Below are 15194 nucleotides of genomic sequence, written 5' to 3' on the forward strand. Positions count from 1 at the left end.
GAACCTGAAAAATCATGTCCAAACGTATTTCACTCACCCGCTACCTCGTCGAACAACAACGCGTGGACGGTCATATCCCGGGCGACCTGCGCCTGTTGCTCGAAGTGGTCGCACGGGCCTGCAAACACATCAGCCAGGCCGTCAACAAAGGCGACCTGGGCGACGTCCTGGGTTCGGCCACCACCGAAAACGTGCAAGGCGAGATGCAAAAGCAGCTCGACATCATTGCCAACGAGGTATTGATCGAAGCCAACGAATGGGGCGGCCACCTGGCGGCCATGGCCAGCGAAGAAATGGAAGGCATTTACGTGGTGCCCAACCGCTTTCCACAGGGCGAGTACCTGCTCATGTTCGACCCGCTGGACGGGTCCTCCAACATCGATGTCAACGTGTCCATTGGCACCATCTTTTCGGTGCTCAAGAAGGGCAACGAAGACCCGACCACCATCGAGCCCGTCAACGAACAAGACTTCTTGCAACCCGGCAGCCAACAAGTGGCGGCGGGTTACTGCGTTTACGGCCCGCAGACCACCCTGGTACTCACCGTAGGCGACGGCGTGGCCATGTTCACCCTCGACCGCGAACAAGGCTCATTCGTGCTCACCAAAGAACACATCCAGATTCCGCCCGACACCAAAGAATTTGCCATCAACATGAGCAACATGCGCCACTGGGACGAACCCGTGAAACGCTATGTGGACGAATGCCTGGCCGGCAAAGAAGGCCCTCGCGGCAAAGACTTCAACATGCGCTGGGTAGCCAGCATGGTGGCCGACGTGCACCGCATCCTCACCCGCGGTGGCGTCTTCATGTACCCCTGGGACAAGCGCGAACCCGAAAAAGCCGGCAAGCTGCGCCTGATGTACGAAGCCAACCCCATGAGCTGGCTGGTGGAGCAAGCCGGCGGCGCAGCCACCAACGGCAGCCAACGTATCCTTGACATCCGGCCCACCAAGTTGCACGAGCGTGTCAGTGTGGTTTTGGGATCAAAGAACGAAGTCGATCGGATCACCAGCTACCACACCGCGCTATAATCTAAGGCGTTGCCGGTGTAGCTCAGTCGGTAGAGCAGCTCATTCGTAATGAGAAGGTCGGGTGTTCGATTCATCTCTCCGGCACCAACGTATACAAGTAAAGCCTGCTATCCAAAAGATAGCGGGCTTTTTCTTTTGTTGTTCGTGTAGCGAACACACAGTCACTCGTGCTGTGAATCGCTGGGTGACAGACCTGTGGGACTCAGAAAAATGGTGGTGCAGGCCCCGTGCAAAAACGAGGAGTCTGGCGGCATGCCGGCATACCCGATATACCGCCTCTCGCTGGTGGCAAACCAGAAATAGAAAACCCCGGAAACCTTTCGATTTCCGGGGTGTCTATTTGGTGCGGCTGGCAGGAATTGAACCCACGACCCCTTGGTTCGTAGCCAAGTACTCTATCCAACTGAGCTACAGCCGCGAAGCCTTGTATTCTAGCAGGGTTTTCACGCTGACTTTTTCACACCGCCAAAAACTGCATCTTGGTAGGCCGTGTAGGACTTGAACCTACGACCAAAGGATTATGAGTCCTCTGCTCTAACCAACTGAGCTAACGGCCCCAAGACACTTGAATTGTAGAGGCATGTTGCCGCACTCACTTGCTGTGGCTGAGCGCGTTGCTCACCAGCTTGGATGTGACGTCCACAATCTGGATCATGCGCTCGTAGGGCATACGCTGTGGCCCGATAACGCCCAGTGTGCCTACCACCTGGCCGTCAACCTCGTAGGGGGCCGTGACCACCGACAGGTCTTCAAACGGAACCACCTGGCTTTCGCCGCCAATGTAAATGCGAACACCGTCGGCCTGGGCCGACACATCGAGCAGGCGGATGAGTTGGGTTTTTTGCTCAAACAAATCAAACATGCGCCGCAGGTTGCCCATGTCGCTTGAAAACTCGCTCACAGACAACAGGTTGCGCTCGCCCGACACCACCACTTCTTCTTGCGCCGCGTCGGCCTCTGCTCCGATTTCAACGGCGGCTTTCATCAGGTCGGCGATTTCACCGCGCAAGGCTTCGACTTCGGTCTTCAGCCGTTCGCGCACCGCTTCCATGGCGAGGCCTGCGTAATGGGCGTTGAGGAAGTTGGCTGCTTCGAGCAGTTGCGGCTGGGTGAAGTTGACCTGGGTGTGGATGATGCGGTTTTGCACATCGCCTTCGGGCGAGACGATAATGACCAGCACCCGGCGCTCGGAGAGGCTGAGAAATTCAATGTGCCGAAATACCGACGCGCGGCGCGGCGCCATGACCACACCCACAAAGTGCGACAGGCTCGACAACATTTGCGCGGCGTGGCTGATGACACGTTGCGGCTGGCCGGCGTCGAAACCCTGACTGGTCATTTCGCTCATGGGCGCCAGCCCGTCGCGCCGTACCGTGAGCATGGTGTCGACAAACAGGCGGTAGCCCCGCGCCGTGGGGATGCGCCCGGCCGAGGTGTGCGGGCTGGTGATCAGGCCCAGCTCTTCCAGGTCACTCATCACGTTGCGGATGGTGGCTGGAGACAACTCCAGCCCCGCAGCTTTGGCAAGTGTGCGAGAACCGACGGGCTGTCCGTCGGCGATATATCGCTCAACGAGGGCTTTGAGCAGCAGCTTGGCGCGGTCATCTAACATCGTTTCATTTTAGGAGGGTCTGGTCTCGCGCGGCCGCTCGGAGCAAGGGTTTTCGGGCAAACCACGACAAAGAAGCTATGTTGTAATTTGCCGATGAGTTTGCCATCCGATACCAGGTCTGCCCCCCCCCGAGAGAGGCGCCCGCTGCGCTTTGCGCATGTGGTCATCATCGGCAAGTACCATGCGCCAGGTTCGCGCAACGCGGTGGATGAAATTGCCCACTTTCTACATGCCGAGGGTTGCGACGTGTCGCTGGAGCAGGAAACGGCGCTCAACACCGGTTTGCTGCAATACCCCGCATTGGATGTGCCCGCCATGGGCAACACCTGTGACCTGGCACTGGTGGTGGGCGGCGACGGCACCATGCTGGGCATTGGCCGCCAGCTGGCGCGCTATGGGGTGCCACTGGTGGGCATCAACCAAGGGCGGCTGGGCTTCATCACCGACATCCCCTTTGAAAGTTACCGAGAAAAACTGCGGCCCATGTTGCGCGGAGAATACGAAGAAGACCCGCGCGCGCTGATGGCGGCCAGCGTTTGGCGCGACGGCCGCTGCGTGTTTGAGGCCACCGCGCTGAACGATGTGGTGGTGAACCGCGGTGGCGTGGCCAGCATGATTGAGTTGCGTGTGGAAGTGGACGGCCATTTCGTGGCCAACCAGCGCGCCGATGGCTTGATCATTTCTTCGCCAACTGGCTCCACAGCATATGCCTTGTCTGCCGGCGGGCCGCTGCTGCACCCAGCCATTGCCGGCTGGGTGATGGTGCCGATTGCGCCGCATACGCTGTCCAACCGCCCGATCGTGCTGCCGTCCGACAGCGAGATCGCTGTGGAGATTGTTTCGGGCAAAGACGCCAGCGCCAATTTCGACATGCAGTCGCTCACCAGCCTGATGCACGGCGACCGTATTGTGGTGCGCCGCTCAGAACACGCCCTGCGGCTGCTGCACCCGGTGGGCTGGAGCTATTTCGACACCTTGCGCAAAAAACTGCACTGGAACGAAGGGGCCTGAAAGGCCGGTCACAATACGGGCGACACCCCAAAAACCGACCCTGGATTCCGACGTTCATGAGCCTCAGACGCATCGTTTTGCGCGACTTTGTCATCGTGCAGTCCCTGGACCTGGACTTGGACAGCGGCTTCTCCGTTCTGACGGGAGAAACCGGTGCCGGCAAGTCCATCCTGATCGACGCCCTGCAACTCGCCTTGGGTGCCCGCGCCGACAGCGGCGTGGTGCGTGAGGGCGCTGCCCGATGTGAAATTGCCGCTGAGTTTGATGCCTTGCCCGCGCTCACCCCCTGGCTTGAAGAACAAGGCTTTCCGGTCGAAGACACCCTGCTGCTTCGGCGCACGGTAGACACCGAAGGCCGCAGTCGCGCCTGGATCAACGGAAGCGCCGCCACCATGACCCAGCTGAAGGCGCTGGCCAAAAGCCTGGTGGACATTCATGGTCAGCACGCCTGGCAAAGCCTGACCCGCGCAGACGCGGTGCGTGAACTGCTTGATGCTTATGCTGGCGTAGACACCACAGCGGCCCATCAAGGCTGGACCGCATGGCGAAGCAAGCGCAAGACGCTGGAAACGGCCACCGAGCGCCAGAACACCTTGCAACAGGAAAGTGAACGCCTGGCCTGGCAAATCGCCGAGCTCGACAAAATCACTCCGCTGCCCGATGAATGGGCCGAACTGAATGCCCAGCACAGCCGCCTGGCCCATGCGCAAGCGCTGCTGGACGCGGTGCAGGTGGCGGTGTCGGCGCTGGACGACGACGAACCCAGCGCGGGCAGCCTGTTACATCGCGCGCTCACGGCCTTGCAGGCACAGGCGCACATCGAACCGCAGTTCGCCGATGCCATTGAGGCACTGGAAGCCGCGCTGGCCGGTGTGCAGGACACCGTGCACAGCCTTCACCAATACGCTCGGCGCACCGAGCAAGACCCCGCCAGCCTGGAAGCACTTGACGAGCGCTTGTCGCAATGGGTGTCGCTGGCGCGGCGCTACCGCCGCCCCCCCGAGGAACTGGCCGACCTGCACGCGCAGTGGAAAACAGACCTGATCCGTGTTGACCAGGCGCTGGACCTGGCCGCCCTGCAGCGGGACGAGCGCCAGGCCTGGCAGGCCTTCTCAGCCACCCTGCAGACGCTGACGAAAAAACGCCAGCAAGCAGCGCCCAAGCTTTCCAAGGCGGTCACGGAAACCATGCAGTCCCTCGGCATGCAGGGCGGCCGCTTCGAAGTGAGCCTTCAGCGGCTGGAAGAACCTCAAGCCGAAGGCTGGGAACAGGTGGAATTTCTGGTGGCCGGCCACAACGGCGTGACACCGCGCCCGGTGGGCAGAGTGGCGTCTGGCGGTGAGCTCTCACGCATTGCCTTAGCCATTTCGGTCGTCACCAGCCGCCTGGGGCAAGCGCCCACCTTGATTTTTGACGAGGTGGACTCGGGCATTGGTGGCGCGGTGGCCCACACCGTGGGCCAGTTGCTGCGCCAGTTGGGCGTTGACCGCCAGGTGCTGGCTGTGACCCACCTGCCCCAGGTGGCCGCCTGCGCCGACCAACACCTGCTGGTGAGCAAACAGCAAGCCGGCGCGCAGACGGTCAGCACGGTCAAAGCCATCACACCGCAGGGCCGCGTGAGCGAACTCGCCCGCATGCTCGGCGGCAGTGCAGCGTCTGAGGTGTCGCTCGCCCACGCCCGCGAACTGCTCGCCAACTGAATGACCGACACCGTGACAACACCCCCCTCTCAAGCCATCGAGCTGGTGCTGATCACGGGCATGTCCGGCTCCGGCAAGTCCGTGGCGCTGACCGCGCTGGAAGACGTGGGCTTCTATTGCGTGGACAACCTGCCGCCGGAGCTGCTGGAGCCATTCATAGCCCTCGAACACAGCCACCGGACCGACAAGGTGGCGATTGCGATGGACGTGCGCAGCGCTGCGTCGCTCCCGGGGCTGCCGCAACGGCTGGCTGCACTACAAAGGCACCCTGGCCGCCAGGTGAACCTGACCATCCTTTTTCTGGACGCCAACACCGACACGCTGGTGCGGCGGTTTTCAGAAACCCGCCGTTTGCACCCGCTGTCGCTCAAAACCAGCCACGACCAGCGCCGCGCGCTGACCGATGCGATTGAGCACGAACGCGAACTGCTGGCCGAGCTGCACGAGCTCGCTCTGGTGATGGACACCAGCCTGATTCGGCCAGCTCAGTTGCGAAGCCAGATCAAAGACATGCTGGGCGCCACACACTCGCCACTGACGCTGGTGTTTGAGTCGTTTGCCTTCAAGCGCGGCGTGCCGATGGATGCAGACTTCATGTTTGATGTGCGCATGCTGCCCAACCCGCACTACGAACCAGAGCTCAAAGCGCTCAGTGGACGCGATGCACCAGTGGCCCAATACCTGGCCGACCAGCCTGAAGTAGCGCAGATGCGGGAGCAGATCATGGCCTTTCTGAGGCATTGGCTGCCCCAGATGCTGCGCGACCACCGCAGCTATGTGACCGTGGCCATCGGCTGTACGGGCGGGCAGCACCGTTCGGTCTACCTGGTAGAGCAATTGGCGCAAGCCTTTGGTGCCGAGTGGAGCACGCGTGTGCGGCACCGCGAAGCCAATGGATGGCCACAGCCGCCTGCCGCGGCAGAAAACACCAGCGCCTGAGAGGCAGACCCAGCGCGAAAAGGCACAGCCCACATCGCCAAGTTCCCTCGCACTTTCAGGTCTGGGCGCGGCCCAGCCAAGGCGCCAGCAACACGCGCACCGGAGCCGGCAGACCGTGCCCATGCAAGGCCACAATGTCCACCCAGTCGCCCTCCATCGCGGCGGGCACCATCAACGGTCCGTCCAGCACCAGCAAACGCGGGTGCAAGCGCAGTTCGCGGTGCGTCAGGCTGTGCGACACGGCCTCCAGCTCGTGCAAACCTTCCCGCCAAGTTGGCGGCAGCGCGTCCAGCAGTGCCGCTTCGCTGCCGAATACCGGTGGGCAATACAGGCCCGCCCAGATACCCGGCGCTGGCCGGCGCGCCAGCCAAATACGCTCACGGCCCGCGTGACCCGACTCGCGCAACAACAACAGCCACCAGCTTTCGTGCCGGCGCTTCACAGCGCGGGTCTTGACCGGGTAGTTCGAGACCGTGCTGGTTTCAAGCGCACGGCATATGCCCTGCACCGGGCAGCGCTCGCATTGGGGCCGGCTGCGCACACACAAGGTGGCGCCCAGATCCATCAGGCCCTGTGTGTAGGCAGTCATGTCATCGGGCGACGGCGCCTCTGGCAGCAGGGCCTGGGCCAAGTCCCACAGCTCGCGCTGGCGCGCGGTTTGCGCCAGGTCGCCATCAAAAGCCAACAAGCGCGACAGCACCCGGCGCACATTACCGTCCACGATCGACACCCGCTCACCGTGGCAAAACGCTGCGATCGCCGCAGCGGTAGATGCGCCGATGCCAGGCAGCGCTTGCAGGCCTGCTGCGTTGCTGGGGAACACGCCACCGTGCTGGGCCACCACCGCCTGGGCACAGCGGTGCAGGTTGCGCGCGCGGCTGTAGTACCCCAGCCCGGCCCACAAGGCCATCACCTCGTCAGCGCTCGCTTCGGCCAGGGCTTGGACCGTTGGGAATTTGTCCAAAAAACGGGGAAAGTACGACAGGACCGTGCTCACCTGGGTTTGCTGCAGCATGACTTCAGACAACCACACCCGGTACGGGTCTCGGGTGTGCTGCCATGGCAAGCCCCTGCGGCCGTGTTGGCGCTGCCAGTCGATCAGCAGCCGCGCAAATGCCAGAGGCAGGCCGCTGCCCGCGTTCACCACCACCGCGTTCATGTGGCCATGGCGCTGTCAGACCTCTCGTCGGGCGCTGCCAGCAGGTGGTCGGTCAGTTCAGACAGTTTGGCATCCACCAAATGGAGCTCGGCCTGCTGCGATTGCAGTTCGCGGATGCGCTCGTCAAGCCCGCCAGCGGCCTGCTGGATACGTGACACCGCTTCAATACGGCGCGAAAAATTGCGGCGCCGCTCACGCAACTGGGCGTCAAGCTGGGCCGCTGCCGACTTGTTCCACAACTCCACCTCGTTGACGGCCGTGTCGTACACCACCCTCAGACGGCTCATGAGTGCCCGGGCCAGGCGTTCGGCAAATTCGGGTTGTGCCAGGCGCAGCGTATTGCTCAGGCTGAGGTACTGCAAATGGCTTTTCTCGATCAGGTCGAGCTCGCGGGCGTAGTCGGTCAGCAGGGGTGGTGTGGGCGCCTGCAAAGAAAAACCGTACGCGGCATTGAGTCCCTTGAAACTGCCTTCCAGCATGGCCAGGATGTCATCCGCCAACTGGTGCGCCCGGGCCAGGTCCGTGCGAAGGCGCTCAAAGGTCTGACCATACGCCCGCTTAACGCCCAGCTTGATGCCGGGCTGCTTGAGCGCACGGGCCAGCTCGGACACCTCGGTTTTCAAGTGGGTGGCGCTGAGCAGCGCAAACAGGTTTTTGAGCAGACTCAGGTGCACCGAGCGCACCGCCTGGATCTTGGCCCCGCTGGCGTCAAAGTCGGCCTGTTCCTGCTCAATGCGCAGCCGCATCTGTTTGATGACGCCCACATTTTTACCCCGCAGCCCCTCAAGTTCCTGAACCTGCTCCATCAGGTCGCGGGCACGGGTGTGCACCAGGCGACCGGTTTCCTGGCGCAGCAACTGAATTCCTGAAGCCACCACCGAACTCAAAATTGTGCGGCGCTGGCCAAGCAAGTCCACGCCCAACGCCGTTTCCAACTCCAACAAATTGCTGGCCTCAAGCAGCTTGTCGTCGCCATTGACCTTGGCCAGCAGCCCTTTTTGAGCCGAAACCGCCAGCACCTGCTTGGGCGAAAGGCCCAAAATGGCGGCCGAATCGGTACGCTGCGAGGCTATTTGCCGCTGCACCTGATCGGGGGAACTCAGCGCATCCCACATGGTGTCAATTTTGTTCAGTACCACCAGGCGAGACGCTTTGCGCTCCCCCAGCACAGCCAAATGCTGGCGCCAGATGGTGAGGTCGGACTTGGTCACGCCGGTGTCTGCCGCAAGAATGAACACCACCGCATGCGCCTGCGGCAGCAGGCTCACCGTCAACTCCGGCTCGGCGCCGATGGCATTGAGTCCAGGCGTATCCAGAATCACCAAGCCCTGCTTGAGCAGCGGGTGCGCCATGTTGATCAAGGCATGGCGCCACTTGGGCACCTCGATCAATCCGTCAGAGCCCATCAGAGGGTTGTCGTCGGGCACTTCGTCGTCCCAGAAACCCAGGGCGGCCGCCTCCGTTTGGCTCACCCGGCGCACCTCGGCCACCTTCTGAATCGCCTTGGCCAGCTGTTTCGGGTCGTTCACATCCAGATCGATTCGCTCCCATTTGTCGGGCGCATTGCGCCAGTCCAGCAGCGACTGGGGCTGCAGCCGGGTTTCGATGGGCAACAGCCGCAAGCAAGGCGGCACCTGGGCATCAAAACCCAGCTCAGTGGGGCACATGGTGGTGCGCCCTGCACTGGCCGGCATGATGCGGCGCCCATAGCCGGCAAAAAACACCGCGTTAATCAGTTCAGACTTGCCACGCGAAAACTCGGCCACAAACGCCACGGTGATCTTGTCGTTCTTGACCTGTGCGTGCAGCTGTTCGAGCCGGTCGCGCACCCCCGCTTCCATCAGGTCGTGGTCGGTCAGCCATTCAGAAAGTTGCCTCAGCCGCAAAGCAAACTGCTTGCGCCAAGCGCCGTGCTGATCAAAGTCCTGATTGAAGCTCATAGGCCGATTTCTGTAGTTATCGCTCAATATAGCACCGGGCCAACCCGGCAAAAGGGGCGGCAGCCAGACGCCCCAACCCCCGGGATGAGCGGCTTACGGCTTCTGACAATGGGGGCAAAAAAAGGTGGACCGCTGACCCTGGCGCATGCTTTTAATCGGCGTTTCACACACCCGACACGGCAGGCCTTCGCGCCCGTACACCATAGCGTCGAGCTGAAAGTAGCCACTTTGCCCTTGCGCGCTTGAAAAGTCGCGCAGCGTGCTCCCACCCAGCGCCACGGCGCGCTGCAACACCGCCACAATGGCCGCGTGCAGGCGCGCTGCCCTGGGCTTGCTCAGTCGCTCGGCCCGCACGGTGGGGCGTATGCCCGCCATAAACAGCGCTTCCGACGCATAAATATTGCCGACGCCCACCACAATGTCGCCCGCCAGCAGCACCTGTTTGATGCTGGCGCGACGCAATTGCAGCGCACGGTGAAAAGACAACGGATCAAACCCGGCCTCCAGCGGCTCTACGCCCAAGCCGCCCAACAACTTCACAGCGCGCGGGTCGTCCAGGGAGTCGACATACACCACAGCGCCAAACCGGCGCGGGTCGTGCAGGCGCATAAGACCTCGGCTGGTGCCCACCTCAAAATGATCGTGCACCCCGCGCGGCGGCAGTGCGGGCGCAAACTGCAAACTGCCCGACATACCCAGATGGAGCAGTAAAACGCCCACATCCAGCTGTACCAGCAGGTATTTGCCGCGCCTGGTCACGCGCAACACTGTGCGCCCCACCAGGCTCCCGGCTTCACAGCCAAGCGCCCAGCGTAGGGGTTTGCCCATTTGCACATTCACAATACGAGCGCCCGCAATGCGGTCAGCAAAGCTGCGGCGTGTGACCTCTACTTCCGGGAGTTCGGGCATGGCAAGGGGGCTTTTTAAGTGTTGTTCAGGAACGCCCGCACGGTCTTTGAGTCCGACCCGCAGCCTCCTGAAAGCCTTCCATTATCAAGAGTGAACCGCCCCGGGGCGGTTCACCATATCGAAGAAGTTCGATATGGGGGTTCGAACAGTCTGAGCAACCGAGTGCTTCTGCATTCATGGTGTCACAGGCGTATCCACGCCCTTGGCTTGGAGGTCACCAAGCCGGTCCCATTACGGGGACTTTAATCTGGTGCTATAGAGTAGGGGTATGCAACCCGATAACTCTAGAGATCCAGTGGTCGTCCGTGAGCCGTATGCGTCGAAAGGCGCAAGTACGGTTCTTAGGGGGGGCTTTGGTGGAAACACCACGGCCCTACCCTCCAACACCTTGCACCGCAACGTCCATCCGGCTTTGAGTCGTGCAAACGGGGCGAGGCGCCGCCCCCACCACGCCGGCAAGCGGGTCGCTCTGTTGGTGGCTTTGTTGCTGGGCGTGGCGCTGAACGCGACAGCACAAACAGCCCCCAGCACCCCTGAGGCCGCGCCCGCCACGCCTGCGGTCCCGGTGGTCAACTCGGCACTGAATGCGCCGCTTTTTTACCAGTTGCTACTGGGTGAACTCAACGTCCAGGCCGGTGAACCCGGTACTGGCTACTCGCTGATCCTGGACGCTGCGCGAAAGCAGCGCGATGAGCGGCTGTACCGGCGCGCGGTTGACGTGGCGCTGCAAGCGCGGTCGGGCGAAGCCGCGCTGGGCGCCGCGCGAGCCTGGTCACAAGACCTTCCGCAAAGCCCGGAGGCCCACCGGTTTGTGCTGCAAATCCTGCTGGCCCTCAACCGGGTGGGAGAAGCTGCCCCGGTGCTGCGCACCATTTTGGACCGCAGCACACCCGCCGAGCGCAACGATGCACTGAACGCCATCCCGCAAACGTTTGCCCGCGTAACCGACAAGGCGCAAGCCCTGGCGGTGGTGCGCGAGGCGCTGATCGGCGCGTTCAAACAGCCCGAACATGCAGCCGCAGCCTGGACCACGGTTGGCCGCATGGAGCTGGCCGCTGGCCAACTGCCCCAATCGCTGGTCTCGGCTCGCCAGGGACACCAGGCTGACCCTGCATCGCCCTTCCCCGCACTGCTGGCGCTGGAACTGCTTGAGCGCGGCCAGCTCGACGCTGAGGCGCTGGTGCGCCGGCACCTGCAGGTCAGCCCGCAAACGCCACCGGGCACACCACCCGTGGCGCTCGCCTACGCGCGCATTTTGCTCGACCTGCAGCGCTACCCCGACGCGCGCAGCCAACTTGACAACATCACCGCCAGCCAGCCCACCTTGGCCGACCCCTGGTTGCTGCTGGCCACACTGCAAGTGCAAGACAACGCGCTGCCTGCAGCCACCACATCGCTGCAGAATTACATGGCGTTGGCCCGCCAGGCGGGAGACGAGCGATCGGCCCGTGGCTTGACGCAGGCCTATCTGCAAATGGCCCAGATTGCCGAAAAGCAAAACGACTTTGCGGCAGCCAGCGCCTGGCTGGACCGGATTGAAAACGCCGACGACATCATGGCCGCCCAAATGCGCCGCGCCTCGCTGCTCGCCCGGCAAGGGCAGCTGCCCCAAGCACGCGCCTTGTTGCGCAACCACCCCGAACGCCGCCCGGAAGACGCCCGCCTGAAGCTGGTCGCCGAAGCCCAGCTACTGCGCGACCTTAAAGACTGGCAGCAAGCCTACGAGGTGTATGCAGAGGCCAGCCAGCGCTTCCCGCAAGACACCGAACTGCTGTACGACCAGGCCATGATGGCCGAAAAGGCGGGCCAACCCGAAGCCATGGAGCGGCTGCTGCGCCAACTCATCGCAGCCAAACCCGATTACCAGCACGCTTACAACGCGCTGGGCTATTCGCTGGCCGACCGCAACGAACGCTTGCCCGAGGCCAAGCAATTGATCGAAAAAGCGGTGGAACTGGCCCCCACCGATGCCTACATACAAGACAGCTTGGGCTGGGTTGAATTCCGGCTGGGCAATTTCCCGCGTGCGCTTGAAATTCTGCAGGCCGCCTACAGCAAACGTCCCGACGCCGAGATCGCCGCCCACCTGGGCGAAGTATTCTGGACCATAGGCCGGCGAGAAGAGGCCTTGAAGATCTGGCGCGAAGGCCTGCTGCTGTCCAACGACAACGAAACACTGCAGGCCACCCTGAAACGGCTCCGGGTTGCACCATGAGGTTGCCTGAGAATGGGGGTGAAACTGGCTCCTGGCGGGCTCAGTTCAGGTGGCGACTGTTGGCGCTGGGGTGCGCTGTGCTGGTCTCTGCCTGTGCCACACCGCCGCGCGCCGTGCTGCCCGGAGAAACCACCTGGAATGGCCGCCTTTCGGTGCGTGTCGACAGCGATCCTCCCCAGACTTTCTCGGCTGGGTTTGACCTTCGCGGCTCTGCGCACACCGGCGAGCTGCAACTAACCTCGCCACTGGGCAACACGCTAGCCACCGTGCTCTGGTCGCCTCAAGGCGCCGAATTGCGCCAGGGGCAACAAGTCACTACCCGCAACAGCTTGGACCAGCTGACCAAAGAACTCAGCGGCACCAGCCTGCCCGTGACCGCCATGTTTGGCTGGCTGCAGGGCCAGGCCAGCGAAGACGCCCATGGTTGGCTGGCCGACCTGACCCGACAGCCCGAAGGCCGCATCACCGCCCGGCGCACCGCCCCGCTGCCAGCTGCCGAGCTGCGCATCCTTTTCCAACCATGACCGATTTCCCCTCACGAATGCCGCTGAAGCGGCTTTTTGACGTGCCCGCGCCCGCCAAACTCAATCTGTTTTTGCACATCACCGGTCGGCGAGCAGACGGCTATCACCTGCTGCAGTCCGTCTTCATGCTGATCGACTGGTGCGACACCCTGCACTTCGAACTGCGCCAAGATGGCGGCATCAGCCGTGAAGACCTCACAGGCGCACACCTGCCCGCAGAAGACTTGGTCGTGCGTGCTGCACGACTGCTGCAACGAGCCACCGGCTGTGCGCTGGGCGCTCACATGGGGCTCGAAAAACGATTGCCTGCCGAAGCGGGCATGGGCGGCGGTTCGTCAGATGCGGCTACTTGCCTGCTGGCGCTCAACCGCCTGTGGGGCTTGGGCCTAAGCCGCACGCAACTGGCGACGCTGGGTCTGCAACTGGGAGCCGATGTGCCCTTCTTTATCGGCGGGCGCAGCGCATGGGTGGAAGGCATCGGTGAGCAACTGACGCCACTGTCGCTGGAAGAAGCCCGGTTTGTGGTGGTCAAACCCCCAGGAGGAGCCTCCACGAAATCCATTTTCAGCTCCCCAATTTTGAAACGCGACTCAAAACCCGCTATAATCCAAGGCTTTGCTGCAAACGATGCACACGAGCCGTTAAGGCACAGCATTCAGAGCATTCTGGATGTTGGGCACAACGACCTCCAACCCGTCGCACAAGCGTTGTGCCCTGATGTAAGGCACTGCATTAACTGGCTCCAGAGCCACGGATTGCAAGGACGCATGAGCGGGTCGGGTACAGCAGTGTTTGCGCAAATACGACAGTCTCTAGATGTTTCAGATGCCCCTGGCAACTGGCTGATCAAAGATTGCAAAAATATGGATGCACATCCATTGTTTGACTGGTGTTCCGGGTAGAATCTCGGTTTACGCTCAGCCCAGGCAGTTGATGCGTAACCTGCGACAGTTTTCGGTTTTCTGAGTGGCACTTGTGCCAAACAGTTGACCTGCGTAGGGGAGTCGCCAAGTTGGTAAAGGCACTGGATTTTGATTCCAGCATGCGAGGGTTCGAGTCCTTCCTCCCCTGCCATTTCATTTGATCCACACCACGTAACAAAACGGCCATCCTGCGGTGGCCATTTTTTATCGGCGATCCTGTGGGGCCGCCGTAGCAACAGCTGGGAACACCATGCAAGTTCAGCCCCCGGATTTCATGATCTTCACCGGCAATGCCAACCCGGTATTGGCCGCTGAAATTGCACAGCACCTGGGTACGCAGCTGGGTGCCGCTAACGTGGGTCGCTTCTCCGACGGTGAAGTCACGGTTGAAATCACCCAGAACGTGCGCACCCGCGAAGTCTTCGTCATTCAGTCGACCTGCGCTCCGACCAATGAGAACCTGATGGAACTCATCATCATGGTCGATGCCCTCAAGCGCGCTTCGGCGTCACGCATCTCGGCCGTCATTCCTTATTTCGGGTACGCCCGCCAAGACCGCCGTCCGCGTTCGAGCCGCGTGCCCATCACAGCCAAAGTGGTGGCCAACATGCTGCAGGCCGTGGGTGTGGACCGCGTGCTGACCATGGACCTTCACGCCGACCAGATCCAAGGTTTCTTCGACATTCCGGTGGACAACATTTACGCCTCGCCTGTGTTGCTGGGTGACTTGCGCGCCAAAAACTATTCCGATTTGCTGGTGGTCTCCCCGGACGTGGGTGGCGTGGTGCGCGCACGCGCACTGGCCAAGCAACTCAACTGCGACATGGCCATCATCGACAAGCGCCGTCCGAAGGCCAACGTGTCGGAAGTGATGCACGTCATTGGCGACATTGATGGCCGCAACTGCGTGATCATGGACGACATGATCGACACCGCCGGCACGCTGGTGAAAGCCGCAGAGGTGCTGAAAGAGCGCGGTGCCAAGAGCGTTTACGCCTACTGCACGCACCCCATTTTCTCGGGTCCAGCCATTGAGCGCATTGCCAAGGGCAACGCACTCGATGAGGTCGTTGTGACCAACACCATTCCTTTGTCGCAGGCTGCACAGGCCTGCGCCAAGATTCGCCAACTCTCCGTGGCACCGCTGATGGCTGAAACCATTGCGCGTATTGCTTCGGGCGAGTCGGTGATGAGTTTGTTTGCCGATCAGGACAACCTGTTTTAAGGC

General features: G+C 62.0%; 13 protein-coding genes and 4 tRNA genes. 11 read left to right on the top strand and 6 right to left on the bottom strand.

Annotation, left to right across the window (positions count from 1 at the left end; all coding sequences use genetic code 11):
• Positions 1-14 precede the first annotated feature (14 nt).
• Both ACTG4K_RS02995 and ACTG4K_RS03000 read left to right on the top strand, forming a co-directional pair.
• Positions 15-1034 carry a class 1 fructose-bisphosphatase gene (locus tag ACTG4K_RS02995; protein WP_439112720.1) on the top strand — a complete coding sequence of 340 codons (1020 nt, stop codon included), beginning with the start codon at positions 15-17 and terminating at the stop codon, positions 1032-1034.
• Between the two features lie 11 nt (positions 1035-1045).
• Positions 1046-1121 (top strand) — tRNA-Thr (locus tag ACTG4K_RS03000).
• A 254-nt stretch (positions 1122-1375) separates the two neighbouring features.
• Here the strand turns inward: ACTG4K_RS03000 and ACTG4K_RS03005 are convergent.
• The 3 genes from ACTG4K_RS03005 to hrcA form a co-directional block, all read right to left on the bottom strand.
• Positions 1376-1452, bottom strand: a tRNA-Arg gene (locus ACTG4K_RS03005).
• 62 nt (positions 1453-1514) lie between these two features.
• Positions 1515-1591, bottom strand: a tRNA-Ile gene (locus ACTG4K_RS03010).
• Between the two features lie 35 nt (positions 1592-1626).
• Positions 1627-2646, bottom strand: coding sequence for a heat-inducible transcriptional repressor HrcA (hrcA, locus tag ACTG4K_RS03015; RefSeq protein ID WP_439112721.1), 1020 nt, complete (start codon positions 2644-2646; stop codon positions 1627-1629).
• A 93-nt stretch (positions 2647-2739) separates the two neighbouring features.
• On the opposite strand from hrcA, the gene ACTG4K_RS03020 reads away from it, so the two are divergent.
• Genes ACTG4K_RS03020 through rapZ form a run of 3 tightly spaced genes read left to right on the top strand, consistent with a single transcriptional unit; the run spans position 2740 to position 6296 of the window.
• Positions 2740-3657: an NAD kinase gene (locus ACTG4K_RS03020; protein WP_439112722.1), complete on the top strand. Its 918-nt coding sequence runs from the start codon at positions 2740-2742 to the stop codon at positions 3655-3657.
• A 56-nt stretch (positions 3658-3713) separates the two neighbouring features.
• Complete coding sequence (recN, locus tag ACTG4K_RS03025) at positions 3714-5357, top strand: DNA repair protein RecN (RefSeq protein ID WP_439112723.1); 1644 nt, start codon at positions 3714-3716, stop codon at positions 5355-5357.
• Positions 5358-5369: 12 nt separating this feature from the next.
• Entirely contained in the window at positions 5370-6296 is a 927-nt protein-coding gene (gene rapZ, locus ACTG4K_RS03030; protein ID WP_439112724.1) for an RNase adapter RapZ, read from the top strand.
• 55 nt (positions 6297-6351) lie between these two features.
• Here the strand turns inward: rapZ and mutY are convergent, their stop codons facing one another.
• From mutY to mutM, 3 genes are all read right to left on the bottom strand, one after another.
• A complete protein-coding gene (mutY, locus tag ACTG4K_RS03035; protein WP_439112725.1) occupies positions 6352-7455 on the bottom strand; it encodes an A/G-specific adenine glycosylase in 1104 nt (367 codons plus the stop codon).
• The gene (locus ACTG4K_RS03040; RefSeq protein WP_439112726.1) at positions 7452-9395 is read right to left on the bottom strand and encodes a dynamin family protein; all 1944 of its coding nucleotides are present in this window, start codon (positions 9393-9395) and stop codon (positions 7452-7454) included. Before ACTG4K_RS03040 ends, mutY begins: the two co-directional genes overlap by 4 nt.
• A 93-nt stretch (positions 9396-9488) precedes the next feature.
• On the bottom strand, positions 9489-10304 hold the full coding sequence (gene mutM / locus ACTG4K_RS03045; protein WP_439112727.1) for a bifunctional DNA-formamidopyrimidine glycosylase/DNA-(apurinic or apyrimidinic site) lyase: 816 nt from the start codon (positions 10302-10304) through the stop codon (positions 9489-9491).
• A 90-nt stretch (positions 10305-10394) separates the two neighbouring features.
• Between mutM and ACTG4K_RS03050 the strand changes: the two genes are divergently transcribed.
• From ACTG4K_RS03050 to ACTG4K_RS03075, 6 genes are all read left to right on the top strand, one after another.
• Entirely contained in the window at positions 10395-10550 is a 156-nt protein-coding gene (locus tag ACTG4K_RS03050; protein WP_439113128.1) for an HNH endonuclease, read from the top strand.
• Between the two features lie 142 nt (positions 10551-10692).
• Complete coding sequence (locus tag ACTG4K_RS03055; protein ID WP_439112728.1) at positions 10693-12519, top strand: tetratricopeptide repeat protein; 1827 nt, start codon at positions 10693-10695, stop codon at positions 12517-12519.
• Between the two features lie 113 nt (positions 12520-12632).
• A complete protein-coding gene (locus ACTG4K_RS03060; RefSeq protein WP_439112729.1) occupies positions 12633-13043 on the top strand; it encodes a lipoprotein insertase outer membrane protein LolB in 411 nt (136 codons plus the stop codon).
• Between the two features lie 23 nt (positions 13044-13066).
• Positions 13067-13945 (top strand): 4-(cytidine 5'-diphospho)-2-C-methyl-D-erythritol kinase, encoded by an 879-nt coding sequence (gene ispE, locus ACTG4K_RS03065; RefSeq protein WP_439113129.1) that lies wholly within the window; start codon positions 13067-13069, stop codon positions 13943-13945.
• Between the two features lie 95 nt (positions 13946-14040).
• Positions 14041-14117: transfer RNA gene (locus ACTG4K_RS03070), tRNA-Gln, on the top strand.
• A 99-nt stretch (positions 14118-14216) separates the two neighbouring features.
• The gene (locus tag ACTG4K_RS03075; RefSeq protein WP_439112730.1) at positions 14217-15191 is read left to right on the top strand and encodes a ribose-phosphate pyrophosphokinase; all 975 of its coding nucleotides are present in this window, start codon (positions 14217-14219) and stop codon (positions 15189-15191) included.
• The last annotated feature ends 3 nt before the right edge of the window (positions 15192-15194 follow it).

This window comes from Hydrogenophaga sp. (assembly GCF_965657535.1).
In the GTDB taxonomy this organism is placed as follows: domain Bacteria; phylum Pseudomonadota; class Gammaproteobacteria; order Burkholderiales; family Burkholderiaceae_C; genus Hydrogenophaga.